General features: G+C 69.9%; 21 protein-coding genes and 1 riboswitch. Of the genes, 9 read left to right on the top strand and 12 right to left on the bottom strand.

The features are described 5' to 3' along the window. Positions 1–131: 131 nt before the first annotated feature. A complete protein-coding gene (locus tag ACFQVD_RS34870) occupies positions 132–1049 on the top strand; it encodes a hypothetical protein (protein WP_343972749.1) in 918 nt (305 codons plus the stop codon). Between the two features lie 185 nt (positions 1050–1234). Here ACFQVD_RS34870 and purL read toward each other — a convergent pair whose 3' ends face one another. The 4 genes from purL to purS form a co-directional block, all read right to left on the bottom strand. Next, complete coding sequence (purL, locus tag ACFQVD_RS34875; protein ID WP_343972752.1) at positions 1235–3490, bottom strand: phosphoribosylformylglycinamidine synthase subunit PurL; 2256 nt, start codon at positions 3488–3490, stop codon at positions 1235–1237. Beyond that, the gene (gene purQ / locus ACFQVD_RS34880; protein WP_343972755.1) at positions 3487–4170 is read right to left on the bottom strand and encodes a phosphoribosylformylglycinamidine synthase subunit PurQ; all 684 of its coding nucleotides are present in this window, start codon (positions 4168–4170) and stop codon (positions 3487–3489) included. The genes purL and purQ overlap by 4 nt, the downstream gene beginning before the upstream one ends. A 172-nt stretch (positions 4171–4342) precedes the next feature. After that, positions 4343–4810, bottom strand: coding sequence for an ATP-binding protein (locus ACFQVD_RS34885; protein WP_343972758.1), 468 nt, complete (start codon positions 4808–4810; stop codon positions 4343–4345). A gap of 142 nt (positions 4811–4952) precedes the next feature. Then, complete coding sequence (gene purS, locus ACFQVD_RS34890; RefSeq protein WP_343972761.1) at positions 4953–5198, bottom strand: phosphoribosylformylglycinamidine synthase subunit PurS; 246 nt, start codon at positions 5196–5198, stop codon at positions 4953–4955. Positions 5199–5497: 299 nt separating this feature from the next. Here purS and pdhA point away from each other — a divergent pair, with 299 nt between their 5' ends. The 5 genes from pdhA to ACFQVD_RS34915 all read left to right on the top strand — a co-directional run bounded on the left by pdhA (position 5498) and on the right by ACFQVD_RS34915 (position 11924). Then, the gene (gene pdhA, locus ACFQVD_RS34895) at positions 5498–6589 is read left to right on the top strand and encodes a pyruvate dehydrogenase (acetyl-transferring) E1 component subunit alpha (RefSeq protein WP_343972764.1); all 1092 of its coding nucleotides are present in this window, start codon (positions 5498–5500) and stop codon (positions 6587–6589) included. Continuing rightward, positions 6586–7563, top strand: a complete 978-nt coding sequence (locus ACFQVD_RS34900; protein ID WP_343972767.1) for an alpha-ketoacid dehydrogenase subunit beta — start codon at positions 6586–6588, stop codon at positions 7561–7563. Before pdhA ends, ACFQVD_RS34900 begins: the two co-directional genes overlap by 4 nt. 12 nt (positions 7564–7575) lie before the next feature. Continuing rightward, positions 7576–8985 carry a dihydrolipoamide acetyltransferase family protein gene (locus tag ACFQVD_RS34905; protein WP_343972770.1) on the top strand — a complete coding sequence of 470 codons (1410 nt, stop codon included), beginning with the start codon at positions 7576–7578 and terminating at the stop codon, positions 8983–8985. A gap of 742 nt (positions 8986–9727) precedes the next feature. Further along, complete coding sequence (locus ACFQVD_RS34910; protein ID WP_343972773.1) at positions 9728–11458, top strand: ABC transporter ATP-binding protein; 1731 nt, start codon at positions 9728–9730, stop codon at positions 11456–11458. 172 nt (positions 11459–11630) lie between these two features. After that, a complete protein-coding gene (locus ACFQVD_RS34915) occupies positions 11631–11924 on the top strand; it encodes a Dabb family protein (RefSeq protein WP_343972776.1) in 294 nt (97 codons plus the stop codon). Here ACFQVD_RS34915 and ACFQVD_RS34920 read toward each other — a convergent pair. The 6 genes from ACFQVD_RS34920 to ACFQVD_RS34945 all read right to left on the bottom strand — a co-directional run bounded on the left by ACFQVD_RS34920 (position 11921) and on the right by ACFQVD_RS34945 (position 18313). Then, positions 11921–12145: a DUF6458 family protein gene (locus ACFQVD_RS34920; protein WP_030917415.1), complete on the bottom strand. Its 225-nt coding sequence runs from the start codon at positions 12143–12145 to the stop codon at positions 11921–11923. The two genes, ACFQVD_RS34915 and ACFQVD_RS34920, sit on opposite strands and share 4 nt — an antisense overlap. Positions 12146–12197: 52 nt before the next feature. Then, positions 12198–13412 (bottom strand): adenylosuccinate synthetase, encoded by a 1215-nt coding sequence (locus ACFQVD_RS34925; protein ID WP_343972780.1) that lies wholly within the window; start codon positions 13410–13412, stop codon positions 12198–12200. 125 nt (positions 13413–13537) lie between these two features. Next, a complete protein-coding gene (locus ACFQVD_RS34930) occupies positions 13538–14491 on the bottom strand; it encodes a hypothetical protein (protein ID WP_343972784.1) in 954 nt (317 codons plus the stop codon). A gap of 33 nt (positions 14492–14524) precedes the next feature. Next, positions 14525–15490 (bottom strand): lipopolysaccharide kinase InaA family protein, encoded by a 966-nt coding sequence (locus ACFQVD_RS34935; RefSeq protein WP_343972787.1) that lies wholly within the window; start codon positions 15488–15490, stop codon positions 14525–14527. After that, positions 15487–16230, bottom strand: a complete 744-nt coding sequence (locus ACFQVD_RS34940) for an NUDIX hydrolase (RefSeq protein WP_343972790.1) — start codon at positions 16228–16230, stop codon at positions 15487–15489. The genes ACFQVD_RS34935 and ACFQVD_RS34940 overlap by 4 nt, the downstream gene beginning before the upstream one ends. A gap of 250 nt (positions 16231–16480) precedes the next feature. After that, the gene (locus ACFQVD_RS34945) at positions 16481–18313 is read right to left on the bottom strand and encodes an acyl-CoA dehydrogenase (protein ID WP_343972793.1); all 1833 of its coding nucleotides are present in this window, start codon (positions 18311–18313) and stop codon (positions 16481–16483) included. A 182-nt stretch (positions 18314–18495) separates the two neighbouring features. Here ACFQVD_RS34945 and ACFQVD_RS34950 point away from each other — a divergent pair, with 182 nt between their 5' ends. The 3 genes from ACFQVD_RS34950 (at position 18496) to ACFQVD_RS34960 (ending at position 20208) form a co-directional block, all read left to right on the top strand. Continuing rightward, entirely contained in the window at positions 18496–19281 is a 786-nt protein-coding gene (locus tag ACFQVD_RS34950) for a class I SAM-dependent methyltransferase (RefSeq protein WP_343972796.1), read from the top strand. A 20-nt stretch (positions 19282–19301) separates the two neighbouring features. After that, positions 19302–19368, top strand: a riboswitch (guanidine-III (ykkC-III) riboswitch). Positions 19369–19388: 20 nt separating this feature from the next. Then, positions 19389–19712: a DMT family transporter gene (locus tag ACFQVD_RS34955; RefSeq protein WP_343972798.1), complete on the top strand. Its 324-nt coding sequence runs from the start codon at positions 19389–19391 to the stop codon at positions 19710–19712. Between the two features lie 124 nt (positions 19713–19836). Beyond that, a complete protein-coding gene (locus tag ACFQVD_RS34960) occupies positions 19837–20208 on the top strand; it encodes a VOC family protein (RefSeq protein WP_343972801.1) in 372 nt (123 codons plus the stop codon). A 138-nt stretch (positions 20209–20346) separates the two neighbouring features. Here the strand turns inward: ACFQVD_RS34960 and ACFQVD_RS34965 are convergent, their stop codons facing one another. After that, entirely contained in the window at positions 20347–20811 is a 465-nt protein-coding gene (locus tag ACFQVD_RS34965; protein WP_343972804.1) for a hypothetical protein, read from the bottom strand. After that, positions 20811–22166: an RNA-guided endonuclease IscB gene (gene iscB / locus ACFQVD_RS34970; RefSeq protein ID WP_343972807.1), complete on the bottom strand. Its 1356-nt coding sequence runs from the start codon at positions 22164–22166 to the stop codon at positions 20811–20813. The genes ACFQVD_RS34965 and iscB overlap by 1 nt, the downstream gene beginning before the upstream one ends. Positions 22167–22174: the final 8 nt, after the last annotated feature.

Below are 22174 nucleotides of genomic sequence, written 5' to 3' on the forward strand. Positions count from 1 at the left end.
GGCATCCGGACATTTGTGCTTCCGAGATCAAAGCGTGATGTTTCGCGGGTCAACCATTGAAACGGTTGAGCCGTGTACTACGTGTATCTCTCCCATCACACCAGACTCTGGTGTCGCAGAAAGGAAGCCCAGTGGCTATCAAGTTGCCGGGCGGACGCACGCTCGCCGTCGTGACCGTTGGTGTGCTCGCCGGAACGTTGTTCACCGCGAGCGGTAGTGCCGTAGCCTCGTCGGCGGGTGCGGAGATCCACGCGTGTGTCCACAAGCAGACGCGTTACGCCCGCATCGTCAACGTGACGGCCAAGTGCAAGCCCACCGAGATCCGGATCAGGTGGGGGCAGCAGGGCGAGAGCCAGCAGCAGGGCATCGCCAGCGCCGGTCCGCGGGGCGAGCGTGGCCCGCAGGGCCCGCAGGGCCTCAAGGGCGACACCGGCTCGCAGGGTCCGCAGGGGCTGCGTGGTCTCCCCGGCAAGACCGGCGCCACCGGCCCGCAGGGCCCCAAGGGTGACACCGGTGCTCAGGGTCCGAAGGGTGAGGACGGCAAGACCGGTGCCACCGGCCCGCAGGGGCCCAAGGGTGACGCCGGTGCTCAGGGTCCGAAGGGTGAGGACGGCAAGACCGGCCCGCAGGGTCCGAAGGGTGACACCGGCCCGCAGGGTCCGAAGGGGGTCGACGGCAAGGACGGTCTTCCCGGCAAGCCTGGTACCGACGGCAAGGACGGTGCCAAGGGCGCCCAGGGTCCGGCCGGTCCTGCCGGTCCGGCGGGTCCCGCGGGTCCGGCGGGTAAGGACGGCAAGGACGGCACCGGCGCCAAGCCCACCATCACCACCGTCACCGACTCCTTCAGCTTCGGCGGTCACGGCGGAAGCGAGACCGTGAGCTGCGGTGCGGGCAAGGTCGTCACGGGTGGCGGCTTCAGCAGCAGCCCCGGTGGCGGTGGCGGCAGCTCCTCCGGCCAGATCTACACGAGCGCGCCCAGCGGCTCCTCCAGCTGGACCGTGAGCGGCAAGAACACCAGCGGCACCGTCTACGCGCTCTGCATGGGCTGATCCCCGAGACTGAGCGCGACAGCGCGACAGAGGGCCTCCCGGATGGCTGCCGGGGGGCCTTCTCCCATGTCGGGGACCTTCTTCCAGATTGGAGACGGACCCGGCCGGGTGCCGTGCGAAGCACCGAAAACAAAAGAGGGGTACGGCTCAGGCGGGCCGTACCCCTCTTTCGTGGTGCGTGAGGATCAGCCGAAGATGCCCGGCAGAGTGGCCGTGTGGGTCTCCCGGAGTTCGGCGATCGGGATGTCCAGAACGCCCTTGACGTTCAGCGAGTCACCACCGGTGGTGCCCAGGCCGTAGCAGGGCACCTCGTGGGTCGCGCACAGCTTCGCGAAGGCGTCGAACGACTCGGGCCTGACGGTCACCAGCGCGCGGGCCGAGGACTCGCTGAACAGCTCGACGAACGCGTCGTCGCCGGTCAGGGAGACCGCGCAGCCGATGCCCTGGGCGAGGCAGGCCTCGGTGAGGGCGATGGCCAGCCCGCCGTCGGACAGGTCGTGGGAACCGGTCAGCAGTCCCTGCGAGGCGGCCGTGGTCAGGACGAGAGCCAGGTCGCGCTCCGAGGCCAGCCGCGCCTTGGGCGGCAGGCCGCCCAGGTGGCCGTGGGCCACGTGCGCCCACTCCGAGCCGCCGAACTCCGCCTCGGTCTCGCCGAGCAGCACGATCCGGTCGCCGTCACCGGTGAAACCGGACCGTACCCGGGTGGCCACGTCGTCGATGACGCCGAGCACGCCGACGACCGGCGTCGGGTGGATCGGGACGGATCCCGTCTGGTTGTAGAACGAGACGTTTCCGCCGGTCACCGGGACGCCGAGGGCCTTGCAGGCGTCGGCCAGGCCGCGCACGGCCTCGGCGAACTGCCACATGACCTCGGGGTCCTCGGGGGAGCCGAAGTTGAGACAGTTGGTCACCGCCAGCGGTGTCGCGCCGGTCACGGCCACGTTCCGGTACGCCTCGGCGAGGGCGAGCTGGGCCCCCGCGTACGGGTCGAGGCGGGCGTAGCGGCCGTTGCCGTCGGTGGCCAGCGCGATTCCGCGCTTCGTCTCCTCGGCACCGGGCATGGCCTCGCTGATGCGCAGCACGCCCGCGTCGGCGGGCTGGGCCAGCACTGTGTTGCCGCGGACGTAGCGGTCGTACTGGGAGGTGACCCACTCCTTGGACGCCAGGTTCGGTGAGCCGAGGAGCTCAAGCAGCGCCGCACGCAGGTCGGCGGGGCGGGCGAGGCGCTTGGGAGTGTCGCTGTTCAGCGCGATCTGGCCGGCCGGCTCCTGGAACGGCCGCTCGTAGACCGGGCCCTCGTCGGCCGCGGTGCCCGGCGGGATGTCGACGATGGTCTCGCCGTGCCAGGTCATCACGAGGCGACCTCCGTCGGTGACCTCGCCGATCACGGTTGCGGGAATGTCCCACTTCGCGCAGATCGCCATGAAGGCATCGATGTCGTCGGGCGTGACGACCGCCATCATGCGCTCCTGCGACTCGCTCATCAGGATCTCCTCGGGCCGCAGCGAGGGATCGCGCAGCGGCACCAGGTCGAGCCTGACGTTCATGCCACCGGTGCCCTTGGCGGCGAGCTCGGTGGTCGCGCAGGAGACACCGGCGGCGCCGAGGTCCTGGATACCGACGACCACGTCCGCCTGGTAGAGCTCCAGGCAGCACTCGATCAGCAGCTTCTCCATGAAGGGATCGCCGACCTGGACGCTGGGGCGCTTGGCGTGCGACTCGTCCTCGAAGGTGGCCGAGGCCAGCACGGACGCGCCGCCGATGCCGTCGGGGCCGGTCAGCGCGCCGAACAGGACCACCTTGTTGCCCGGTCCGGGGGCCACCGCGAGCTTGATCTGGTCCTTGCGGAGCAGGCCCACGCAGAGGGCGTTGACCAGCGGGTTGCCGATGTAGCAGGGGTCGAAGACGACCTCGCCGCCGATGTTGGGCAGGCCCAGGCAGTTGCCGTAGTGGCTGATGCCCTCGACCACGCCGGGCAGCACCCGCCGGGTGTCGTGGGCGTCGGCGCCGCCGAAGCGGAGCGCGTCCATCACCGCGACCGGCCGGGCGCCCATCGACATGATGTCGCGGACGATGCCGCCGACGCCGGTCGCCGCGCCCTGGTGGGGCTCGACGTAGGACGGGTGGTTGTGCGACTCGATCTTGAAGGTGGCGGCCCAGCCGTCACCGATGTCCACGACCCCGGCGTTCTCTCCCATGCCGACGAGCAGAGCCGCTGATTTGGGAGCCTTGGTGCCGAACTGGCGCAGGTGCACCTTGGACGACTTGTAGGAGCAGTGCTCGCTCCACATGACGCTGTAGATGGCCAGCTCGGAGCCGGTGGGACGGCGGCCGAGGATCTCGCGGACCCGCTCGTACTCCTCGACCTTCATGCCCAGCTCGGCGTACGGCTGGCGCTCGTCGGGGGTCTCCTCGGCCCGCTTGACGGTGTCGAGACTCATGCGTTCACCAGCTTCTTCAGGATCGAGGAGAAGAAGGCGCGCCCGTCGGTGCTCGGGGCGCCGGTGAGTTCCTCGACGGCGTGCTCGGGGTGCGGCATGAGACCGACGATGTTGCCGGCCTCGTTGCGGATGCCCGCGATGTCGTTCAGGGAGCCGTTGGGGTTGCCACCCGTGTAGCGGAAGACGACCTGGCCGCCCGCCTCCAGCGCGCCCAGGGTCGCCTCGTCGGCGACGTAGCGGCCCTCCCCGTGCTTGATCGGCAGCACGATCTCCTGGCCCTCGGTGAAGTCGGAGGTCCAGGGGGTGGTGCTGCTCTCGACCCGGATGCCCTGGTCGCGGCAGATGTAGTGCAGTCCGGCGTTGCGCATCAGCGCCCCGGGCAGCAGGTGGGCCTCGCAGAGGATCTGGAAGCCGTTGCAGGTGCCCAGCACGGGGAGCCCGGCCCTGGCGGCGGGGATCAGCTCCTCCATCAGCGGGGCGAACCTGGAGATGGCCCCGCAGCGCAGGTAGTCCCCGTAGGAGAACCCGCCGGGCAGGAAGACCGCGTCCACCCCCCGGAGATCGGGATCCGCGTGCCAGAGCGGCACGGCCTCGCCACCCGCGTGGCGTACGGCGCGGGCCGCGTCCTGATCGTCAAGCGTTCCGGGAAAAGTGACGACGCCCACGCGGGCAGCACTCATGGCAGCGTTCCCCTCCACAAACGGGCGCCGCGCCGGCGTCTCTCACATCGGACGTCGGTCTGCGGCGGTGCTCCCAGGCTATCCGCTCCGGGCAAGCGGTCATACGCGGAGTGTCCGATCACACAACCGGGTGGCCTGCCATCCGTACGGCCCAGGAGAGCGGGAACCGGGACTACACGGCGGCGAGCACCCGGCCGCGGGCGAAGGCGGCGTCGTCGTCCCAGTCCAGGTGCTTGCGCAGGTGCACGACGGTGCCCCGGCCAGGGGTGATGTCGAAGGAGATCTCGTCCACCACCGCCTGCATGATGAGCAGGCCCCTGCCGTGCTCGACATCGGCCGACGGGTAGTGCTCCGGCACTCCGACGAGGCCCTGGCCCCGGTCGATGATGCGGACGTCACAGCGGCCGTGACCGATGGCGGTCTCGACCTCGTAGCGGTTGGCCGGACCTCCGTGCCGCACGGCGTTGGCGCATGCCTCGGTCACCGCGAGCAGGATGTCGGAGACGCAGTCCTCGGTGACGCCGAGTGAGCGCAGGGAGTCGCCGAGCGCCCTGCGGACCATCGGGATGCCGATGGCCTGTCGTGGCAGAGCCAGCGAGAACTCCATGTCCACCGGTTTCCTCCCGGGGTCAGACGTCACCTTGTGAAGGCTTCCCTGCAGAATCCGGGCTAACCGCAAAATAACCGTAATGTTATTGACTGGTGGTCAAGCCGTGGGATTGCTCCGCCCATATTGCCGGATATAGCTGGATCTGGGCGGTTGATCTGCGCGGAGTGACGGCCTAGGACTCGACGGTGACGGTGTAGTCCTCGATCACCGTGTTGGCGAGCAGGGTCTCGGCCATTTTTCGGACGTCCGAAAGTGCCGTCTCGTCGGCGGGCCCGTTGATCTCCACCTCGAATCGCTTGCCCTGCCGTACCGCTGAGACACCGGAGAAGCCGAGCCGCGGCAGCGCGCGGGCGATCGCCTGCCCCTGCGCGTCGAGAATCTCGGGCTTCAGCATGACGTCGACGATGACGCGCGCCACGATGTTCCTCCTGGTTGCGACGGGGACGGTTCGGCGCCTCAAGAGTAACCGGCTCCGGCCGCGCTCAGGCGCGGGGGCCGGACCCGCGCCACGCGGACGAAACAGGCGGGTGAAAAGGAGCGCGCGGGGAACGGGGAGCATATGGACGCCGAGGTAGGTCTTGCGCACACGTATGTGACCTCTGCCACGATGGCCACAAGCGCGTACGAACCACCATCAGACGGGTCGAACGCGCCGCGAATCGGCCGGACAGCGGTGGCGAACCCACCCGGACGGCCCCTAGCACACAGGAGTGGCACGTGACAGCCGACGCCTCTCGTGGTGCGGAAGCACCCCCGGAGCTCATTCAACTGCTGACCCCGGAAGGAGAACGGGTCGAGCACCCCGATTACGACATCGATCTGACCCCCGAGGAGATCCGAGGTCTCTACCGGGACCTGACCCTGGTCCGCCGGGTCGACCTGGAGGCCGTGGCCCTGCAACGCCAGGGCGAACTGGGTCTGTGGGCATCGCTGCTCGGGCAGGAGGCCGCGCAGATCGGCTCCGGCCGGGCGCTGACCGAGGCCGACATGGCATTCCCGACCTATCGCGAGCACGGGGTGGCCTGGTGCAGGGGCGTCGACCCGGTGAACCTGCTCGGCCTGTTCCGCGGCGTCAACCACGGAGGATGGGACCCCGCGGAGCACAACTTCCACCTCTACACCATCGTGATCGGCAGCCAGACCCTGCACGCGGTCGGCTACGCCATGGGCATCCAGCGCGACGGCGCCGAGGCCGCCTCGATCGTCTACTTCGGCGACGGCGCCACCTCCCAGGGTGATGTGAACGAGGCCTTCATCTGGGCCTCCGTGTTCAACGCGCCGGTGGTGTTCTTCTGCCAGAACAACCAGTGGGCCATCTCGGAACCGCTGGAGAAGCAGACCCGCATCCCCCTGTACCGCAGGGCCAGCGGGTTCGGCTTCCCCGGTGTCCGGGTCGACGGCAACGACGTCTTCGCCTGCCTGGCCGTCACCAGAAAGGCACTGGCCGAGGCCAGGTCGGGGCAGGGGCCCGTGCTGATCGAGGCGTTCACCTACCGGATGGGCGCCCACACCACCTCCGACGACCCGACCCGCTACCGGGTGGCCGCCGAGTTGGAGGGGTGGAAGCTCAAGGACCCGATCGAGCGGGTCAGGGCCTACATGTTCAAGAACCAGATCGCCGACCAGGACTTCTTCGACGCGATCGACGCGGAGGCCGACGAGCTCGGACGGGAGGTCCGCAAGCGTTGCCTCGCGCTGCCCGACCCCGAACCGCTGGCCATCTTCGACCATGTCTACGCCGAGCCGCACTCCCTGATGGACGCCGAGCGCGCGGAGTTCGCCACCTACCTGGAGGGGTTCGAGGCATGACCATTCTCACGCTGGCCAAGGCGCTCAACGAGGGCATGCGCAAGGCCATGGAGGACGATTCCAAGGTTCTCGTCATGGGTGAGGACGTGGGCAAGCTCGGCGGTGTGTTCCGGGTGACCGACGGACTGCAGAAGGACTTCGGCGAGCAGCGGGTCATCGACACCCCGCTGGCCGAGTCGGGCATCATCGGGACGGCCATCGGCCTCGCGCTCCGGGGCTACCGCCCGGTCTGCGAGATCCAGTTCGACGGGTTCGTCTTTCCCGCGGCCGACCAGATCATCACGCAGCTCGCCAAGATGCCGCTGCGCTCGCTGGGCAAGCTGAGATTGCCGGTGGTCGTCCGGATCCCCTGCGGCGGCGGCATCGGCGCTGTGGAACACCACAGCGAGTCGCCCGAGGCGTACTTCACGCACACCGCCGGCCTACGCGTCGTGGCCTGCTCCAACCCGGCCGACGGCTACTCCATGATCCAGCAGGCGATCCGCTGCGAGGACCCCGTCGTCTTCTTCGAGCCCAAGCGGCGCTACTGGGAGAAGGCCGAGGTGGATGTCGACTCCTCGGACTGGACCCCCTTCGACGAGGCCAGGGTGGTACGGCAGGGTACGGACGTCACCCTGCTCGCGTACGGGCCGATGGTGAAGACCTGCCTGGAGGCCGCGAAGGCGGCCGAGGACGACGGCCGGTCCCTGGAGGTCGTGGACCTGCGCTCGCTCAATCCGCTCGACGTCCCGAAGGTCATGGAGTCGGTGCGCAGGACCGGGCGATGCATCGTGGTGCACGAGGCGCCCGTGTACAGCGGCTTCGGCGCGGAGGTCGCCGCCCGCGTCACCGAGGAGTGCTTCTACCACCTGCAGTCCCCGGTCCTGAGGGTCGGAGGGCCCTCCACTCCCTATCCGCCCTCGCGGCTTGAGGACCACTACCTGCCCGATCTGGACAGGGTCCTGCACGCCGTCGACCGCGCGTTCGCGTTCTAGAGGAGGGCTGGAATGAAGGAGTTCAGGCTCCCCGACGTGGGAGAGGGACTGACCGAGGCGGAGATCGTCCGCTGGCACGTGAAGGTCGGAGACCCGGTCAAGATCAACCAGACCATCGTGGAGATCGAGACCGCCAAGGCGGTCGTCGAGTTGCCCTGCCCGTTCGAGGGCGTCGTGGCGGCCCTGATGGCGGACGAGGGCGAGACCGTGGACGTCGGCAGGCCGATCATCTCGGTGGACGACGGTGCCGGCCCCGGGGCTCCCGTCGCGGAGCGGTCGGCGGCCCTGGCCGACGACATGGTGCCCGTGCCACCCGCCGAGACGCGGCAGCCGGTGCTGGTGGGCTACGGCGTCAAGCCGGGCGCGGCCAAGCGCCGCCCCCGCAAACCGGCGCCGTCCGGCATCTCTCCCACCGGCGGTTTCCCCGCCGGTGCGGCCACCGGGTCGCGGTCGCCCGAGGCGGTGCCGTCCGAGGCGGTGTCGTCCGGTGCGCGGGAGGGCGACGCCGGCCCGGCCGCACCGCCCACGAGCGTCGCGGTGCTGGCGAAGCCCCCGGTGCGGAAGCTGGCCAGGGATCTGGGCATCGACCTGGCCGCTCTCACCGGGACCGGCCCGCACGGCTCGATCACCAGGGACGACGTCCAGGCCGCGGTCGGCGCCGCGACGTCCGGGCCGCACTCGGCGGCCGTGACGAGGGAGACGTCCAGGCCGCGGCCGGCGGAGGACGAGGAGCGGATCCCGATCAGGGGGGTGCGCAAGGCGACCGCGCAGGCCATGGTGGCCTCCGCGTTCACGGCGCCGCACGTGACGGAGTTCCTCCAGGTGGACATGACGGAGACCATGGAAGCGGTCCGGCGCCTCCGGGGCCTGCCCGACTTCGCCGAGGTCAAGGTCTCGCCGCTGCTCCTGGTCGCCAAGGCCGTGCTCGTCGCCGCCCGCCGCCACCCGATGATCAACTCTGTCTGGGACGAGGCGCGCCAGGAGATCGTGGTCAAGCACCGCGTCAACCTGGGCATCGCCGCGGCCACCCCGCGCGGCCTGCTCGTTCCCAACGTCAAGGACGCCCACCTGCTGTCGTTGCCCGGTCTGGCCGGTGCCCTCGGCGCTCTCGCCGAGACCGCCAGAGCGGGCCGCACCCAGCCCGCGGACATGGCCGGGGGCACGATCACGATCACCAACGTGGGCGTCTTCGGGGTGGACGCGGGCACCCCGATCCTCAACCCCGGCGAATCGGCGATCCTGGCCTTCGGCCAGGTCAGGGATATGCCGTGGGTGGTGGACGGGCAGGTGGTGCCGCGTAAGGTCTGCACGCTCGCGGTCTCGTTCGACCACCGGGTGGTGGACGGGGAGATCGGCTCGCTGTTCCTTCGCGACGTCGGCGCCATGCTTGAGGACCCGCTCCGGATGCTCGCCTGGGCATGACCCGGTGATTCCGGAGCCGGTTTCATGACGGAGCGGTGATTCACCTGCCGGATAAATCCGGCAGGTGAATCGCTGAACATGTCAATTGGCGTGACGGGAAGTGGCTCCCACGCTCCCCGGGGGAGCGGCTTCTCGCTTTCCTCGGCCGAGGTGGGCGCCGGGCGGGCCCTGCCCGTTTCGAACCCGGAAACCGTATCGAGGAAGCGATTCCCCTGCCGGGTGAACCCGGCGGACCTCCCGTCAAAGCCGACGGGGAGGGCTCCGGAGCCGCCCTGCCGGCCGCCGTCCCGACGACAATCGGGAAACCTCTTTTTGTCCCTTGTGGATCAGGGTTTATGGTGCGCATCCCCAGCTCGGGCAAGGGGCCGGGTCGCCGTGTGAAACTTTTGCCAGACTTTACTCCCGATACGTTTTCTGGCTTTTCTGAATGGGTTGTTAAAACATCTTTAATGCGCGTCGATATGAGGTGTTTGTCTGGGTATGGGTGCTAGTGTCGTGATTGATAAGACGCGACAGGCTCAGCACGAAGGGGGAAGCCATGACTTTCAAGCAGCTCTTCCCGTCCAGCCGGTACGTGACCTGGGGTGGATGCTGCTGCCGGCGCCGCCGCTGCGGATGCGGTTGTGGCGGCGGGTGGTGGTGGTAGCCAGATCCGGTGCTAGCAGAAACAAGTGAGGGCCGGCGGGTGACCCGCCGGCTCTCATTCTCAGAGTCGCTCTCGCCCGGCGGGGCGAGGGCAGCGGTGCGTCGTCCTCCCACGGCGCCGACGGTCTCCATCCGCAGGACCTTCCGGGAGTTCTGGCCGTACACCCGCGGTATCCGCCGGCTGCTCGTGGCCGGTGGCGTGCTCGCCATCGTCGCGGCCGTCTGCGAGGTCGCCGCGATCGGCCTGTTCGGCTTCATCACCGACGAGGTGCTCAGCAAGCAGAACCTGGGGGCCTTCTGGCTCCCCGCGGCGGCCTGGCTGGGCCTCGCGGCCGTCGCGGGGCTGGTCTCCTTCACGGGGTCCTACCTCACGGCCCTGGGCGGCGAGCGCTTCCTGCTGCGGCTGCGAGACAGGGTGTTCGAGCACATCCAGACGCTCACGCCCGACTTCTTCGACAACCGCCGCCTGGGTGACCTGATGGCCAGGCTCACCGACGACATCGAGGCCATCGAGGAACTCGTCGGTTCCGGCCTGGTCAAGCTCTTCACCACGCTCGCCAGCGTCGTCTTCTTCGCCGGTGCGGCCTTCTACATCCGGTGGGACCTGGCACTGCTGACCTTCCTGCTGGCCCCGGCCTTCCTGCTGGTCTCCAAGGCCTTCGCGGGCAGGTTCAGGACCGTGTCGGCGCGTGAGCGGCTCAGCAACGGGACCATGAACAGCGTCATCGAGGAGAGCCTGTCCAACCAGGCACTCGTCCAGTCCTACAACCGCCAGGGCACCGAGGCCGAGCGACTGCACGCGGAGGGGAGCACCTGGCTGCGGGCCAACGTGGCACAGGCGTGGCTGTCCTCCCTGTACGGGCCCGTCGTGCAGGTGATCGAGACCATCTGCCTGATCGCCATTCTCGGGTTCGGCGCGTGGGAGATCTCCTCGGGGCGTCTCACCATCGGCGGGCTGCTCGCCTTCGCCGCCTACCTCGCCTACCTCTACCCGGCGGTGCAGAGCCTGGGGCAGATCGCCCTCACCGTCTCCGAGGCGGCGGCGGGCTCCGACCGGGTCATCGAGATCCTGCGGGCCCGGCCGGCCGTCGCCGACCGCGACACCCCCGTCCACCTGGGGCGTGGCCGTGGCCGCATCGAGTTCCAGGGCGTCGGCTTCACCTACCCGAACAGGAGGAGACCGACGTTGCGCGAGACGTCCTTCGTCGTCGAGCCCGGGGAACTGGTCGTGTGCACCGGGCCGAGCGGGGTGGGCAAGTCCACGCTGGCGAAGCTCCTGCTCCGCTTCTACGACCCCACCGCCGGGCGCATCCTGCTCGACGGAATCGACATCCGGGAACTGTCGCGCGAGTCGCTCCGTGACAACATCACCATCCTGCAGCAGGAGAACCTGCTCTTCTCGGGGACCGTACGCGACAACATCGCCTACGGCCGCCCCGGCGCGGACCTGGACGACATCGTCCGCGCCGCCGTCATGGCGGACGTCCACGACTTCGTCAACACGCTTCCCCACAGGTACGACACGCCGATCGGGCAGCGTGGGCGACTGATGTCCGGCGGGCAGCGCCAGCGGATCGCCATCGCCAGGGCCATCCTGCGCGATGCCCCGGTGCTCGTCCTCGACGAGCCGATGACGGGGCTCGACGCGCTCACCGCGGAACGGATCATGGAGCCGCTCAAGAGGCTCATGGCCGGCCGCACGACCATCCTGATCACCCACGACCTCCGTTTCATTCCCGAGGCGGCCCAGAAGATCGTGCTCGAAGCCGTGCCGCGGCGTTCCAGCCGGATAAGGATCAGCCACCGTTCCGCACCGCGCCCGGTGTGAGCGCGGGACACCTCTCGACGGCGATCAGGCCCCGGACGGGCCGCGACACCCGCCCGGGGCTCGCCGTCGCACGTTCTCCCGCCCTCGCCCCTGCCCCGCGATCGCGGGGGCGTTGCCGGTTCCGTTGACGCCTGGCCTTACGCTGGCCGGGCACCCAAACGAAGGGAAGATCATGTTCCGGCATGTCGTGCTGTTCACCTGGACGCAAGAGGCCACCGACGAGCAGCGGGCCAGGGTCGCGGCGGAACTCGACAAGCTCCCCGGGGCCATCGCGGAGATCCGCTCCTACATTCTCGGCACGGACGCGGGTGTGAACCCGGGCAACCACCAGTTCGCGGTCGTCGCGGACTTCGACAGCGTCGACGATTACCTGGTCTACCGTGACCACCCGCTGCACCAGGCCGTGATCGCCGAGTACATCAAGCCGATCCTGGCCTCGCGGGCGGCGATCCAGTTCGAGCTCTAGACCTCCGGCGGGTGGTTCTCGCGGTGCATCAGGCGGTCTTCGGACGTGTTCCCGCGCTTTGGGGCCATCACGATGCTCAGCACGACCCCGACGGCACCGACGATCATGAAGATCAGGCCGATCACGTCGATGTGCACGGCCTCGCCGAGCACGGTGGGGTCGATGGCGAAGCGGAGGATGGCGCCGAGCGTGAGAAAGAAGATGCTGACCCCGACGCCCATGAGTTCCTCCGGGTAAGGCTGCCTGCCAGGTAAAGGGAGAGTACGAGAAGGGTCATACCCTTTCGGGCGCGGTCACACCACTGAGAAGGACCTTGTCGGCGGCGGTGGGTCCCCGGGAGCCCAGCCACACCGGGACTCCCAGGGCCCCGGCCACCGCCGCGGGCCAGTCGTCGACACCGTCGGCGTAGTGTGGCCGGGCCGCCGACAGCCGCCCGGTCAGCCTGGCCTGCCCTTCGAGGTCACCCGCCGTGCCCACCGGCAGCTCGCCGATGTCGTACGACACGCACATCCGCGAGACCGGCGCGTCCAGGTGGGTGAGCGCGAGGGCGTCGGCCCCGCCCGCGACCGCCAGCGCGTAGCGGTGGGCCACCGCGTCGAAGTGACCGGTGCGGAAGGGCCCCTGCCAGGGGCCGGTCCCGTTGTGCGTCTCGGGCAGTGTCAGCGCCGGGTCCTCGGTGACCAGTGGTCCCGGGCCGTGCCTGGGCGTGTAGGTCCGCAGCACGCCCAGCCGCACGGCCGGCACCCCGTCGAGCAACTCCAGCGCGTTGGCGAAGGTCGTCGTGCTCCAGGTGGTGTACGGATGGAAGCCGTGCCACTCGTCGAGCAGCACGCCCTGCGCACCCTCGAAGATCACGGGCCGTCTGCGCAGCAGCGCGGTCGTGAAGGAGGAGCCGACCAGGATCACCCGCTCGGCGAACGCCCGGTAGGCGGCGACGCAGTCCTCGACGGGCGGCCCGGTCACCCCGAGCGCCTCGCGGAGCGCGTACAGCCTGCGGGTGAGCCGGGCCGGGTTCTCGCAGTCGCCGACGGTCGGTGCGAGTTCCGGGTGCTCCAGGGCGTAGGCCATGGTCTCGCCGACGCCCATCCCGCACGACCCGTGCCGGTCCTCGCCGCGTGCCAGCTCCCTGGCCCGCCCCGCCGCCACGTGGTACGGCGTGGCGAGCAGGGCGTCCCGGTCCACGGTGAGCAGGCGGAACGGGTCGTCGACGCCCAGCTCGCTCAGGTGGGCGGCCTCCCGGGTCAGCGAGAGCGGGTCGGTGACCATGAACCTGGACAGGTGGGTGGGCACGCCTCTGAGCGTGCCCGACCCGAACTGCGCGAACGTGTGGTGCCGCCCGTCGGGCAGCACGACGTTGTGGGCGGCCTGCCCACCCCCGTTGAACCTGACGACCGCCCCGATGGGTTCGCGGGTGCAGAGCCAGTCGATGATCGTGCCTTTGCCCGCGTCGCCGTAGCCGAGGTCTGTCACGATCAGGTGTTCGCGCATGTGGTCCTCTGTTCGTGGTGGCGGCCTGTCCGGCGGTGGGTTCCCACCGCCGGACAGGGGCCGTTTCCCTTCGTGGTGGCACTCCCCGCCGCTTTCGCGGTGGCCGCCGCACGGCGGGGAGGTCTTCAGAGCCGCGTCACGCCGCTGTCGCCGCCCAGGTCGAGGCCGTCGGCGACCACGAGCGTGCCGCGGTCGAGTTTGGCGAGGGCCCTGCTCACGGCGGTCCCGGCGGTCGAACCGAGCTCGTCGAGGTCGTCCAGCCCCTCCCGCAGATCGATGGCGTCCTCGCCGAGACCGACGGTGAGCGCGATGGTCTCGCAGACGGCGTCGAGGTCGTCCAGCTCCAGCACGTTCTGGCCGAGCAGTTCGCGCCAGGCGGCCAGCACCCGGCCGTCCCTGGCGTGGCTCGTCCCCGCCGGAAGGATGTAGTAGACGTCGTAGACCCTGGTCAGCTCGGCGACGATCTCCCTGGTCGGGATGTCCTGCTGGAGCCGGTCGCCGATGACGCTCTCGACCTCGCGCCGCTTGACCTGGGGGTAGGGAAGCTCGTCGCCGATGATGAACAGGTAGCCTCTGCGGCCCCGCTTCTCGAAGCAGTCGATCGAGGTGTGCCTGGCCATGAAGTACATCGCCAGCTCGTACGACTCGCTCATCTGGCCGCCGCCCCCGCCCTCCAGCAGGACCTTGCCCAGTTGCTCGTCCATCCGGTTGTCGGATTCGAACTGGCCGATCTGCAGTGGGGCCCGGTCGCAGGTGGCGTCGCCGATCGCGCCGAAGAGGATCTGCGGGTCGGTGGCGTAGCCCTTGCGGAGCAGCAGGCCGAGCAGGTCGGGCAGCTTGCTCTGGAGGGTCCGGGGCACCCCGCCCATCGAGCCGGTCACGTCGAACAGCACGGCCACGGCGAGGGAGTCGGGGTGTTCGGCGGAGTCGCGGCTCTCGCGGAGCACCCCGTGCGGGTCGAGGTCGGGGTGTGTGGAGCGGGCGCCGCCGTCGCTGTAGGCGAAGGCGCTTGAGCCCTTGGCCGCGCGGTAGCTCGCGGCGGCGGAGTAGACGTCGGTGGACCAGATTCCGCTTCCCACGGGGGATCTCCTCGGATCAGGGATGGCACGTTCTCAAAGGTGCAGTGGCCGGTACTTCCTCGGCCCGTACAGGTCGTCGAGCAGGTCGTCGAGTTCCCCCAGGAGCCGCCACGCGTCGCCGGGCGGGCTCAGCAGGCTGCCCCGGACGAAGCGTTTGATCGGAGTGGGGGCCCGGTCGCCCATGAGGGCGGCCACGGAGCGGGTGGCGAGGTGGATGTCGGTGGCGGGGGTGGCGGGTTTCCTGGCCAGGACCTCCGGCGGGTAGTCGTCGCGGTGCCTGGTCACCAGGGCGGTGATCGGGGTGCCGAGCGGCACCGACTGGCTCCAGTCGACGAGCACCAGGCCGTGGTCGATCGGGTGGACGAGGACGTGGTGCCCGAACACCGCGCCGTGCACGACCCCCGCCCGGTGGGCCGCGCCGACGGCGACCAGCAGCCGCCGCCAGATCCACGCCGCGTCCCTCGCGTCGAGCACCGGCCGCCGCCGCCTGACCTCGTCCAGGCTCACGAACCCGTCGGGCGCCCGGCTGATCACGTTGGCCAGCCGCTCGACACCGTCACGGCGGTGCCGGAACGAATCCACCAGGCGCGGCACGTACGGCAGGAGCAGCGGGTCGCCGTCTCGCTCGATCGTCGCCAGGGCGTCCGCCTCGCGGCGCATGAGGTCGTTGTCCGCGTGGCTGCGCGGGAGCTTGAGCAGCGTGTCCGGGCCACTCTCGTAGAGCACGGCCGAGGCGCCCCGCCGGAAGACGCCCCCGATCCGGTAGGTCCCCCGCCCGGTGGTGATCACCGTCTCCGCGGCCGGTCCCGGGGTCCCGCCACGGGCCGCCCACAGCTCCGCCAGCCTGGCGAACGCCTCGGCGGCCTCGGCTCCCGGCGCGAGGTCGGGATGGAGCAGCCTCGCCAGCCTCCGGTACGCCCGGTGCGAAGCGTCCCCGCCGAACAGGTCGTCGGGGGTGCGGGCGGCGGTCACCAGCGCGATCGCCTCGGCCGTGGTCATCTGATCTGCTCCTCCCTGGCGGGCCGTAGCAGGGCGGGGTGCAGGAGCCGTGCGTCGCCGGCCCGGTAGAGCTTGGCCCGGGGACCGCCCCTGACCCCGCCGCTCTCGGTGGTCTCGCCGGTGCTCTCCACGAAACCGGGCACCGACAGGATCTTGCGGTGGAAGTTGCCCGCGTGCAGCGGCACGCCCCAGACCGTCTCGTAGACACCGCGCAGCTCGGAGATCGTGAACGTCTCACCGGCGAACGCGGTGGCCAGCGGGGTGTACTCCAGCTTGCCGCGTGCCCGCTCCAGCCCGTGCGCCAGGATGCGATCGTGGTCGAAGGCGAGCTCCGGCAGTTTGTCGACCGGTTGCCAGGCGGCGTCCGCCGCGTCCGTGCCCGCCAGAGGGTCGGGCAGGTCGGGGGCGAACGCCAGGTAGGAGATCGACACGACCCTCATCCGTGGATCACGGTCGGGCGTCCCGTAGCTGGCGAGCTGTTCGATGTGGACGCGGTCCCCGAGGTTCGAGAGCCCCGTCTCCTCGGCCAGCTCCCGCGCCGCGGCCTGGGGCAGGTCCTCTCCCGGCCGGATGAACCCTCCGGGCAGCGCCCACAGCCCCGCATGGGGTTGCTCGCCCCGCCTGATGAGCAGAACGCGCAACCCGCCCCCGCGAATGGTGAGCGCCACCACGTCGACGGTCACCGCGACCGCCGGGTACACCCGCGGGTCGTAACCCGCCAGAAACTCAGACTCATTCATACATGTCCTTCTCAAGCTGAGACAATCTCAGTATGAGAATAACGTTGGTCAGATGTCAACCACTTCGTCCCCGCGAGGGGGCCGTGCTTCCCGGTCGTCGAGTATCACGGTGGTCAGGTGGCCGCCGGCGCGCGCTCCGGGGCGGCGGACGGCACGGTAACCGCACCGGAAGACCGGGTGACAAGCCACGAGGGGCGACCCTGAGACAGGATCGCCCCTCGCCCGCCTGACCCGGGAGCGGGTGGTCTGCTCAGAAGGCCTCTTCCGGCAGCTCCATCAGGTCCTGGCCGGTGGCCTCCAGCGTGCGGCGCTCGGCGGCGATGCGGGGCAGGACGGTCTGGGCGAAGAACGAGGCCGCGGCGACCTTGCCGGTGTAGAAGGCCTGGTCGTCCCGCGCGGTCTCGGTGGAGCCCAGCGCGGCCAGGGCCACCTCGGCCTGACGCAGCAGCAGCCAGCCGATCACCACGTCGCCCAGCGCGAGCAGGAACCGGGTGGTGTTGAGACCGACCTTGTAGACCTCCTTCGGCGCCTCCAGTGAGCCGATGGCCCAGCCCGCCATGGTGTCGGCCATGCTCTTGACCTCGTCGGCGGCCTCGGCGAGAAGCCTGCGCTCCTCCTTCAGCCGCCCGTTGCCGGCCTCGGAGGCGGCGAAGGCCCTCACGTCGTCGTACAGCGAGCCGAGGGTCACGCCCTGGTTGCGCAGGATCTTGCGGAAGAACAGATCCTGCCCCTGGATCGCGGTGGTGCCCTCGTACAGGGAGTCGATCTTGGCGTCCCTGATGTACTGCTCGATCGGGTAGTCCTGCAGGTAGCCCGAGCCGCCCAGGGTCTGCAGGGAGCGGGCGAGCAGCTCGTAGGAGCGCTCGGAACCGACGCCCTTGACCAGCGGGAGCAGCAGGTCGTTCATCGCCTCGGCGCGGCTGTCCCTGCGGCCCTCGTGCTCGGCGATCAGCACGTCGTCCTGGTAGGTGGCGGTGAGCAGGACCAGCGCCCGCATGCCCTCGGCGTACGACTTCTGCAGCATCAGCTCCCGGCGTACGTCCGGGTGGTGGGTGATGGTCACCCGCGGGGCCGACTTGTCGGCCAGCTGGGTCAGGTCGGCGCCCTGCACCCGGGCCTTGGCGTACTCCAGGGCGTTCAGGTAGCCGGTGGAGAGCGTGGCGATCGCCTTGGTGCCGACCATCATCCGGGCGTGCTCGATGATCATGAACATCTGCTTGATGCCCTCGTGGACCTCGCCGATCAGCGTGCCCACGGCCGGGTGCTTGTCGCCGAAGGTGAGCTCGCAGGTCGTGGAGACCTTCAGGCCCATCTTCTTCTCGACGTTGGTGACGTAGACGCCGTTGCGCTCGCCGAGCTCGCCGGTCTCCAGGTCCACGTGGTACTTCGAGACCAGGAACATCGACAGGCCCTTGGTGCCGGGGCCGTGCCCCTCGGGGCGGGCCAGCACCAGGTGGAAGATGTTGTCGCTCAGGTCGTGCTCGGCGCTGGTGATGAAGCGCTTGACGCCCTCGATGTGCCAGGTGCCGTCGTCCTGCCGTACCGCCTTCGCGCGGCCCGCGCCCACGTCGGAGCCGGCGTCCGGCTCGGTGAGCACCATGGTGGCGCCCCACTGGTTCTCGATGGCCAGCTCGGCGTAGCGCTTCTGCTCCTCGGTGCCGATCGTGTGGAGCACGTGGGCGAAGGCCGGGCCGCTGGAGTACATCCAGATGGCCGGGTTCGAGCCGAGGACCATCTCGGCCAGCGCCCAGCTCACGCTGCTGGGCAGGCCGGGGCCGCCGAGCTCGGCGGGGAGGCTGAGGTTGGTCCAGCCGGCGTCGCGGTAGGCGGCGAAGGACTTCTTGAAGCCCTCCGGCATCGTCACCGAGTTGGCGGCGGGATCGAACACCGGCGGCTTGCGGTCACCCTCCTCGAAGGAGTCGGCGAGCACGCCGGTGGCCAGGCGGTTGACCTCGTCGAGGAGGCTCCGCACCACGTCCTCGTCCAGTTCGGCGTAGAGGCCGGTGCCCAGAATGTCCCGGCGCCCGAATACCTCGAAGAGGTTGAACTCCAGGTCACGGACGTTGCTCTTGTAGTGGCCCATGGGGTCTGCTCCTTGAAACCGGGGGAACCGGAACTTTCCATACTCGCCAGTAACGTTACCGGTAATGCTACCCGCGAGTAACCCCTAGAAAACCGTACCGACTGGGACGTTCGTCACGACATGCGAAGACACCCGCCCCGGCGCCGATCGACCGGCCCCCGAAGCTCTTCTAGGCTCGCCACATGGACGAACAGTGGCGGGCCGACCTCGAACGGTGGAGCATTCCCGAGGAGATCGCGGCCAGGGCACCGGCCGACCCCTGGGGTCACTCGTCGGCGCGGTTCGCCGAGCGCACCGACCGCGCGCTCGCGGCCCCCGAGGGGCCGACGCTGGCGCGGATGGCCGAGGCGCTCCCGCCCGGCGGGAGCGTGCTGGACGTCGGCGCCGGAACCGGGGCGGCCTCCCTGCCGCTCGCTCCCGACCTGGGAGAGCTGATCGCGGTCGACGTCTCCGACGCCATGCTCGCCGAGCTGGCCTCCCGGGCTCACGCGCTGGGCGTCCCCACCCGGTTCTTCCGGGGCCGCTGGCCCGACGTGGCGGCCGAGACGCCGGTCGCGGACGTCGCGGTCGCCGCCCACGTCGTCTACAACGTGCCGGGGTTGGCCGGGTTCCTCGCCGAGCTCACCGGTCACGCCCGGAACCGGGTCGTCCTGGAGCTCACCGGACAACACCCGATGAGCTGGCTCAATCCCCTCTGGCAGCACTTCCACGGCATCACCCGCCCCGGCCGCCCCACGGCCCACGACGTGATCGCCGTCGCCGAGGGGCTCGGGTACGAGGTCCACCACGAGTGGCGCCTGGCCCCGCTGCCCCGCTTCACCCGGCTCGAAGACCTCGCCGAAAGCGCCTGCCGGAGGCTCTGTCTCGGCCGGGAGCGGGCCGACGAGGTCATCGCGGCCGTGATCGAGCTGGACATGTGGCCGGTCCCCCGGGACCGGTGGTTCACGCTCTGGTGGGAATCAAAGTGAGACCCCGCCGCGTTCCACCGATCGAACCCTCAGAAGGGGTGTTCCCGGACGAGACGCGCCGTACCCGGTAGGCAAAGACGACGCTCCTGATCAAAGGAGGAGCTGTCATGGCCTGGGTCGTCATCCTCGTCGCCGGTCTGTTCGAGGTCGCGATGGCGTACTCGCTCAAGCTGAGCAATGGATTCTCGGTGCTGCTGCCGAGCGTCGGCTTCGCCGTCTTCGGCCTGCTCAGCTTCGGCCTGCTCGCGATGGGCCTGAAGAGCCTGGAGGTCGGTACGGCCTATGCCGTCTGGACGGGCGTCGGAGCCGTCGGCACCGCCGTGCTGGGCATCGTCGCCCTCGGCGAGAACGCGTCGGTCCTCAAGATCGCCTCGATCCTGCTCATCATCGCGGGCGTCGTCGGACTCAACCTCGCCGCCGGCGGCCACTGACCGTACGCCTGCCCGAGCACGCCGTACGACGTGATCGGGAGGGGCGGGCGCGGGCGACCCCGCTTCGAGCAGGGTCGCCCGAAACCGGCTTGACGGTTTTGATGGTGTCGGGTTGGGTGGGCGCATGATTGTTGTTCAATACGTGACCTTCGACTGTGCCCAGCCGTACGAACTGGCGGCCTTCTGGCGTGACGCCACCGGCGGGGAGTTCCATCCGGAGACGAAGAAGGAGGACGACGAGATCCTCCTGCAGGGTGGCGGGGTGGATCTGCTGTTCATCAAGGTTCCCGAGGGCAAGACCGTCAAGAACCGCCTGCACCTGGATCTCGCCGGCTCGGCGGGCACCACCCGCGACGAGGAGGTCGAGCGCCTGCTCGGGATCGGCGCCAAGGTCTTCGCGGACAGGCGCAACCCCGACGGCACCGGCTGGGTGACGATGCTCGACCCCGAGGGCAACGAGTTCTGCGTCTGCCGCGCCGCACACGAGTACGCCTAGCGGAGCGGCTCTGGGCCCGGTCACTCCGGAGAGGCTCGGCCGGGCCGCGAGCCTCGGCGACCGGCGGTGGCCGGCGGTGGCCGGCGGTGGCCGACACGAGAACCGGCCGCCCATGGGACCCGGCGATCACCCGAGGGTTCAGCGGCCGCCGGGAAGCGAGGTCTGGCCGCGGCCCTTGAGGGTCAGTGCCAGGACAGCCGTGATCAGGTAGACCACGACCCCGCCCTGCAAGGCGTCCAGCGCCGCGCTGAACACGCCCTCGCCGTCGACGATGAGCTGCACCGGATACATGAGCATCGCGGCACCGAGCGAGGGATAGAGGGCGAACCTCCAGGGATGGCGCAGTGCCCAGAGCCGGGCCTGCCGGGTCACCCGGTCCCCGCTGTTGGGCTTGCCGATCGAGCCGATGGCCGCGATGAGCGAGAACAGCCCGATACCGACCACCATCGCCCAGGTCAGGTCCCCGCCACCGGTGAGCACCCCCATCCCGAAGCTGGCGGCGGTCACCGCGCCGCCGGTCACCGCGGCGGTCTTCCAGGGAGCACCGTGCAGCGCCGCTCCGGCGAGGGACATCTCGTCACGTCGAGTCAGTTCGTCGTTCATCAGATACCTCCAGTGTGGAGACCCCCGCCTTCGGGCGGGGGAGGAAGCGCGGCACGGTGCCGTGTTTCCGGGTGGGTGGTGTAGCCGTAGCCGTCTGCTCGTTGGAGCAGGTGGACGTGGCGGTGGCCGATGCCCTGCACGGTGCCGTGCCGGGTGGTGATGTTGAAACTGCCGGTGCTGCGGACCGCGACGCGGCCGAGGTGGACCCCGGCCTTCTTGCCGCTCGGTACGACGGCGCGGACCAGGTCGCCGGTGGCGAACCCCTTGACCCGCTTGGTCCGGGGTAGCCGTAGCCGGGGAAAGCCGTAGCGGTCGGTGCGGGTGCGGGCGTAGGTGCCGCGCCCGGTCGCCTTGACCACCAGGACCGTGGACGGCCAGGTGGTGACGGTCTCCAGGTGGCCGACGTGCAGCGCGTCCAGCGTGTGCGATTTGGCGGCACTGGTGCGTGACCGGTTCCACTTCGTGCGGCCACCGGAGGCGGTGTGAACGGACGGGCCGGCTGTTTCCAGGGCCCGCCACAGCGCCCACCGGGTGGCGTTGACCGCCGCCGCGTCGCGCAGCGGAGCCTTCGCCTGCTTGAGGATCCTCGCCAGCAGGGCGGGCTTGCCCTTGCAGAACACCTCTACCGGGGTGGCGTTCTTGGCCTGGTTACAGCGGATGCAGGCCAGGGTGAGGTTGCTGACGCGGTCGGAGCCGCCCCGGCTGCGCGGGTGGATGTGGTCGAGGTTGAGCGGTACGCCACTGGCGCCGCAGTACGCGCACGCCCGCCCCCATTTGGTCAGTAGGTATTCGCGGACCTCGTACCCGGCGAGGGTGCCCTGCTGGTAATCCGTTCCTTCGAGCGGCCGTCCGGCCGACAGGGCGTGGGTGTCGAAGGAGACCTTCTCCACGTGCACGGCGGTGACGGGCGCCCACCGGGTCAGCCGCGCCACCCACGACAAGGTGGTGTCGACGCGGTGTTGCAGGGACGGCGCGAGCCACCCCTGGGGTCTGGTGCGGTTGAGGAACCGGGGGGCGCGGTGACGCAGGTTGCGTGACCTGCGGCCCCGGCGTAGCGCGGCCCGCGCGCTGAGCCTGTCGCGGATCGCTGCTCCTCGGTGGTCGAGCCGGATCGCATACCTCCCTGTCCGGCTTCCGCCGTGGTCGGTGAATACCGCCAGGCCGGTGTGCTTGGAGCCGGGGTCGATGCCGACCTGCACGCCTTCGATGGCCGAGGTCGCCGTATCGCGGTCTTTGAGGCGGATGACGAACGGTGTGTGACGCGCCACCACCGCCCGCCCTGCCGCCAGCAGGCGGCGGGCACGGGCGGGGTGACAGGGGTCGAGCGGGTGGCCGTGCCTGTCGAGGACGAACACGACGGGGT

Source organism: Streptosporangium amethystogenes subsp. fukuiense, from assembly GCF_042665875.1.
GTDB lineage: Bacteria > Actinomycetota > Actinomycetes > Streptosporangiales > Streptosporangiaceae > Streptosporangium > Streptosporangium fukuiense.

Excerpts from the sequence above, each read along its gene's own strand:
- ACFQVD_RS34960 (WP_343972801.1), top strand. The coding sequence starts at position 19,837 with ATGATTGTTGTTCAATACGTGACCTTCGACTGTGCCCAGCCGTACGAA.
- ACFQVD_RS34955 (WP_343972798.1), top strand. The coding sequence starts at position 19,389 with ATGGCCTGGGTCGTCATCCTCGTCGCCGGTCTGTTCGAGGTCGCGATG.
- purQ (WP_343972755.1), bottom strand. The coding sequence starts at position 4,170 with ATGAGTGCTGCCCGCGTGGGCGTCGTCACTTTTCCCGGAACGCTTGAC.
- ACFQVD_RS34920 (WP_030917415.1), bottom strand. The coding sequence starts at position 12,145 with ATGGGCGTCGGGGTCAGCATCTTCTTTCTCACGCTCGGCGCCATCCTC.
- ACFQVD_RS34925 (WP_343972780.1), bottom strand. The coding sequence starts at position 13,412 with ATGCGCGAACACCTGATCGTGACAGACCTCGGCTACGGCGACGCGGGC.
- ACFQVD_RS34940 (WP_343972790.1), bottom strand. The coding sequence starts at position 16,230 with ATGAATGAGTCTGAGTTTCTGGCGGGTTACGACCCGCGGGTGTACCCG.
- ACFQVD_RS34915 (WP_343972776.1), top strand. The coding sequence starts at position 11,631 with ATGTTCCGGCATGTCGTGCTGTTCACCTGGACGCAAGAGGCCACCGAC.
- ACFQVD_RS34945 (WP_343972793.1), bottom strand. The coding sequence starts at position 18,313 with ATGGGCCACTACAAGAGCAACGTCCGTGACCTGGAGTTCAACCTCTTC.
- ACFQVD_RS34935 (WP_343972787.1), bottom strand. The coding sequence starts at position 15,490 with ATGACCACGGCCGAGGCGATCGCGCTGGTGACCGCCGCCCGCACCCCC.
- purL (WP_343972752.1), bottom strand. The coding sequence starts at position 3,490 with ATGAGTCTCGACACCGTCAAGCGGGCCGAGGAGACCCCCGACGAGCGC.
- ACFQVD_RS34950 (WP_343972796.1), top strand. The coding sequence starts at position 18,496 with ATGGACGAACAGTGGCGGGCCGACCTCGAACGGTGGAGCATTCCCGAG.
- ACFQVD_RS34965 (WP_343972804.1), bottom strand. The coding sequence starts at position 20,811 with ATGAACGACGAACTGACTCGACGTGACGAGATGTCCCTCGCCGGAGCG.
- ACFQVD_RS34900 (WP_343972767.1), top strand. The coding sequence starts at position 6,586 with ATGACCATTCTCACGCTGGCCAAGGCGCTCAACGAGGGCATGCGCAAG.
- ACFQVD_RS34905 (WP_343972770.1), top strand. The coding sequence starts at position 7,576 with ATGAAGGAGTTCAGGCTCCCCGACGTGGGAGAGGGACTGACCGAGGCG.